Raw genomic sequence first — 5739 nt, forward strand, 5'->3', positions numbered from 1 at the left:
GCCACACTTGTTGTGTGAACTGCGTCACAAAATGTAGATGCCTATTCGCTTGTTGCCGACTGGTACTGCTACCCGTACATTAAAAATCGTCGGCGCTATGTCGCTCAGGCAACTGTGTTTCCGGTGCGCCCCACGTGCGGTTGACGCGCCGTCCTCGCTGTACCGCCGGACGTTCGGCGATTTCCTGGCTCCAGCGCATCAGGTTTTGATATTCGGTCACATTCAAAAATTCAGCCGCCTGATACAAATCGCCCAGCATCAATTGACCATACCAAGGCCAAATCGCCATATCGGCAATGGTGTAATCGTTACCGCAGATGTATTGTTTGTCCGCTAAATGCTTGTCAAGAACATCCAACTGCCGCTTGGTTTCCATCGTAAAACGATCTATGGCGTATTTGATTTTCTCGGGTGCATAGCAATAAAAGTGACCAAAGCCGCCGCCCACATAGGGGGCACTGCCCACTTGCCAGAACAACCATGACAAGCATGCCGCACGCTGTTGACCCTGGCGCGGTATAAACTTGTCAAACTTTTCCGCCAAATAAAGCAAAATCGCCCCGGATTCAAAGACCGGTATCGGCACCTCACCGCTGCAATCGACAAGGGCCGGAATCTTGGAATTTGGATTGATGTCGACAAAGCCCGACGAAAATTGATCCCCCTCACGAATGTCAATGTACCAAGCATCGTATTCGGCCCCATCGATGCCCAGCGCCAGCAACTCCTCAAGTAAAATGGTCACTTTCACACCATTGGGCGTGGCCATGGAATATAGCTGAAGTGGGTGCTTGCCAACTGGCAGTTCCTTCTCGAATCGTGCGCCGGCGAACGGGCGGTTGATGGCAGCAAATTCACCACCGTTTTCTTCTTCCCACGTCCAGACGCGGGGTGGCTGATAGCGCTCTGTCATCACGATCCTCCCAAGGTGCGTTTTCGTGTGCTATTCAGATTAAACGCATCTGCTTACATTTTCACATCCGGCCAGGCCAAGCTGTCGTGCAACCATTCGCGTGGGAAATTATTCTTGATGCGCCGATCGGTTGCACGTACCAGACCAACAGGCCATTGTTCGTAGCAAATGAGCCAATCCCCCGAGGCTAACTTTTCTGGCCAGTCCAGATTATGTCCAAGGAACAACTGTCGAAGTTGGGACTCACTGACCTGCAAACGTTGTTTTTGGAAGTACTGTCCAAAAGTGGCCGCAAATTCATGGTGCCATCGCCACTGCACACGCCTGCCCTTGTCGATGCGCGTGGCCACCTGCACCCCAATCCGATCTGGCCGCAACTGGGTCGTCAGTGCGGTTGCCCCCAGCGGACGCCACCAGATTTCTGTCTGCCTGCCCTGGCTGCGCTGCCAGAAACGTCCCTCAGGCATGGCCTGGGGGGCAAACCAGTCATCCAAGGCCTGCATCAGCTGAGCGTGATCCGTGTCACTCAAGGGCACAAAACGACCGTGGCCAGACACATCGCCACGATGGCCAATATTATTAGCATCGCCAAGCTTTCGAAATGCGGCAACAAAAAAGCCCTCGCTGTCCCACAAGTGTGGCCACACACGCAGACTCCCGAAAGCTGACGCCGCCTTTTCCGCCCCCGGAAAACTGTCAGTCAACGGTACATACTCCACTTGTTCACCGTACCTTTCGAGCAAGTGAGCACACACTTCTTCATTTTCCTCGGCGGACAATGTGCAGGTGGAATACACTAAAATGCCGCCTGGACGCAGCGTCGCAAAAGCGCTGTCAATCAGTTGTTTCTGTAGGTGGGCCAAAGTCCGAACATTGTCAAGCGACCAACGACGCAAGGCCGTTGGATCTTTGCGGACGGTGCCTTCTCCACTGCATGGGGCATCCAGCAAGACGGCATCAAAACAATTGGACAGACGCTCACCAAAAATCCGGCCATCGTAGTGGGTCAGCGCCACATTCGCAATGCCGCTGCGGATGATGTTGGCATATAGGCTTTTCAACCGGGATCCGGATAATTCATTGGCCACTATCAGGCTATCGTGGCCTAGATTTTGCGCCAACTGGGTGGTTTTTGAGCCAGGGGCCGCCGCCATATCGAGCCACCACCCCTTTGGCTCAGGCAAATGCTGGCACAGCATTTCTGGCGGCAACATGGAACTTGCTTCCTGGACATAAAACAGCCCGATCAGGTGTTCCAGCGTTTTGCCAATTGGCAAGGCTTTCTCCATCTCGACGGGGCGCGACACCCAAAAGCCAGATGCACACCAGGGAACGGGGGTGAATGTCCAGCCTTGTTTTTCCATCCGCGATACAAAATCATCCACCGAAATCTTGCGCGTATTCACGCGAATGGCGCGTCGCAAAGGACGCTCACAAGCGGCGATGAATGCCGTCTCTTGCGGCTCTGGCAAGAGACGGCGGATGTGCTGCAAATAACTGTCGGGGACCGTGGGTTCAGGCATCGGCAAGTGACAGCAAAGTAGTATTGCCGCCGATGGCAGCGGTATTGTTGGAAATGGTACGTTCGGTACAGAAGCGGTGTAGGTAGAATGGCCCCCCCGCTTTGGGGCCAGTGCCCGAAAGCCCCATACCACCAAACGGTTGCACGCCCACCACCGCACCGATCATATCGCGGTTTATGTAAATATTGCCCACTCTCGCTCGATGAGCGATGTAATCCGCCAACCCCTCGTTTCGGCTATGAATGCCAAGGGTCAGGCCATAACCATAGGCGTTAATTTCGTCGATGATTTTGTCCAAATCACGCGCGCGATAGCGGACGACATGCAGAATTGGGCCGAAATTCTCCTGCTTAAGATCGTGAATGCTGTCGATTTCAAACGCCACCGGCGACAGGAAACTGCCTTGCGATTCGATTTTCGACGGCGGGGCCTCGGCCAGCAGTTTTTTGGTGGCCCGCATTTCCTCAATGTGGGTAAGCAAGTCCTCGCGCGCAGCGTGATCGATGACGGGACCTGCGTCTGTTTGCGGCAAGCTTGGGTCGCCAACTTCCCACTCGGCCATGGCGCCCTTGAGCAACTCAATAATGCGCGGTGCGATTTCTTCTTGCAGATAGAGCACACGCAGCGCCGAACAGCGCTGGCCAGCGCTGGCGAAGGCCGAACGCATCACATCTGCCACTACTTGCTCGGGCAACGCGGAAGAGTCAACAATCATCGCATTTTGGCCGCCTGTCTCGGCAATGAGTGGGGCAATCGGGGTGTTGGCGCGGCTTGCCAGTGTGTTTTGGATCTGCATCGCAGTCGCCGTCGAACCAGTAAACGCAACGCCTGCCACACGCGGGTCGGAGAGCACCACACGCCCCACCTGAGCACCTCGTGCCGGGATATACTGAAGCACGGAGGTCGGCACGCCAGCCTTATGCAAGAGTTCAACCGCTCGCATGCCTATCATGGTGGTCTGCGCCGCCGGTTTGGCAAGCACCGCATTACCGGTCACCAGTGCAGCCGATACCTGACCAGTAAAGATGGCCAGTGGAAAGTTCCATGGACTAATGCACACAAACACACCACGCCCTTCAAGCTCAAGCGTGTTGCGCTCACCGGTCGGTCCGGGCAAGGTGATCACCTGAAAATCATGCTCGGCCTGTTGAGCGTAATAGCGAAGGAAATCGACCGCTTCACGCACCTCGGCAATGCCATCTTCCAAGGTTTTGCCACCTTCGCGACAGCATAACGCAATCAACTCCATGCGATTGGCTTCAAACAGATCCGCCGCATCGCGCAGAATTTTGGCTCGTTCCGCAGCTGGACGCCGATTCCATTCCGACCAATGTTGGTGCGCCACTTCAAGGGCCTTTTGCAAATCCGTCTCGCTGGCATCGACGGTGGTTCCCACCACATGGGCATTGTCATAGGGGCAAACGCGTGTGGTGGCGTCACCTTCGATCTTTCGACCGTCAATGATGGGCCGTGCGTCCCAGGTATGATCGAGAAACTCACCCAGACCCTGCAGGAAAGGTTCCCGATCCACAGCCACCTTCAAATTCGTACCACGTGAATTCTTGCGCGTTGGGCCGTACAGCGCCTCAGGCAATGGAATTTTGTCATTGGCATAGGTCGAGAATTTCTTCAACGTATCGACAGGATGCTCGGCCAACTTTTCCGCGGGCACTGCATCATCCACCAGTTGATGCACAAAAGATGAATTCGCGCCATTTTCCAAAAGACGACGAACCAAGTAAGGCAATAACTCATTGTATTGCCCGACCGGCGCATACACTCGGCAATTCACCGGTGTGCCCTGCGCCTTTTGCTCCGCCAACACTAAGTCGTACAGCGCTTCGCCCATGCCATGCAACCGCTGGAACTCGAAATCACGATGGTCCTTGGCCATTTCGAGAATACTGGCAATGGTGTGAGCATTATGCGTGGCAAATTGTGGGTAGATGCGATCCATCACACTGAACAGATAGCGCGCACACGCGAGATAAGAAACATCGGTGCCCGCCTTGCGAGTAAACAGCGGATAACCCGCCAGTCCGCGCTGCTGCGACCATTTGATCTCGGAATCCCAATAGGCGCCCTTGACCAATCGAACTGGCATGCGAATGCCAAGATCTTGAGCAAGCGCCGCTGCCCAACCCAACACCGGCAACGCACGTTTCGAATAGGCCTGGACAACCAAGCCAAGGCCGTCCCACCCTGCCAACGACTCACTGCGATAGACTTTCTCAAACAACTCCAATGAAATCTCAAGGCGATCGGCTTCTTCGGCATCAATGCTCATCGCCACATTGTGACGACGTGCCAATTCGGCCAGCCCCAGCAAGCGCTCATACATTTCGGTCAGCACGCGCTCGCGCTTGACCGCATCGTAACGCGGATGTAGCGCCGAGAGCTTGACCGAAATGCTCGGTGCGGGCACGCCATCAGGCGCTTTAACTGTCGCAAGTGTCTTGATGGCATTGGCATAGGCTTCGGTATAACGCTCGGCGTCTTCTGCAGTAAATGCCGCCTCACCCAACATATCAAACGAATGCGTGTAACCGCGTTTGTGGTCCTCGGCCGCACGTTTCCAGGCTTCGTCAATGGTGCGTCCCAAGACAAACTGACGCCCCATAAATTTCATCACTTGGTTCAACGCCGCACGCACCACCGGCTCACCGACACGATTGATCGCTTTGGCAAGGATATTGGTGGACTGTGCCTTAAATTCAGAATCCAATTCCACCAATTTTCCGGTCAGCACGAGCCCCCAAGCCGAGGCATTGACCAGCCACGAATCACTTTTGCCCACATAAGCCGCCCAATCGGCACCAGACAGTTTGTCCTTAATCAAACGATTGGCCGATTCGGCATCTGCTATCCGCAAAAGCGCCTCAGCAAGACACATCAATACCACGCCTTCCTTGGTATCAAGACTGTACTGACTGAGAAACGCTTCAATCGTTTCACGGCGACGCTCGCCTTGCCGCACCTGCTGAATGTATTTGAGCGCCCTGTTGCGAATGTTGGCATGACTTGCTGCATCTGGCGCAGCCAGCGCGATCAGCTCTTCAAGATACGCATTTTCATCGACCTGATAGTTTGCCTGCACCCATTTCATCCACTCGTCAGTGGTGTTCGCTGGTGCCTGTGTCAAAATCTTCGATGCTTTCAACATAAGGTGTGCCTCGTTATGACTTGATGGCTATGCGGAGATAATCACTATCGCGCCATTATAGTGTTTGCAGCGTGCTTGCCTAGTCCGAACAGTGACGGAGCGGGTCGCCGCCAAAAGGAAATTGATCCGGATCAGGCCCA

General features: G+C 54.6%; 3 protein-coding genes. All 3 read right to left on the reverse strand.

Annotated elements, in window-relative coordinates; translation table 11 throughout:
- Nucleotides 1-79: 79 nt before the first annotated feature.
- The 3 genes from D6694_10645 to putA are packed head-to-tail and all read right to left on the reverse strand — an operon-like array spanning nucleotide 80 to nucleotide 5599.
- A complete protein-coding gene (locus D6694_10645; protein RMH39937.1) occupies nucleotides 80-913 on the reverse strand; it encodes a glutathione-dependent disulfide-bond oxidoreductase in 834 nt (277 codons plus the stop codon).
- 53 nt (nucleotides 914-966) lie between these two features.
- Nucleotides 967-2436 (reverse strand): NOL1/NOP2/sun family putative RNA methylase, encoded by a 1470-nt coding sequence (locus D6694_10650; protein ID RMH39938.1) that lies wholly within the window; start codon nucleotides 2434-2436, stop codon nucleotides 967-969.
- Complete coding sequence (gene putA / locus D6694_10655; GenBank protein RMH39939.1) at nucleotides 2429-5599, reverse strand: bifunctional proline dehydrogenase/L-glutamate gamma-semialdehyde dehydrogenase PutA; 3171 nt, start codon at nucleotides 5597-5599, stop codon at nucleotides 2429-2431. Before putA ends, D6694_10650 begins: the two co-directional genes overlap by 8 nt.
- Nucleotides 5600-5739: the final 140 nt, after the last annotated feature.

The sequence above is a fragment of the Gammaproteobacteria bacterium genome (assembly GCA_003696665.1).
Lineage (GTDB): Bacteria > Pseudomonadota > Gammaproteobacteria > Enterobacterales.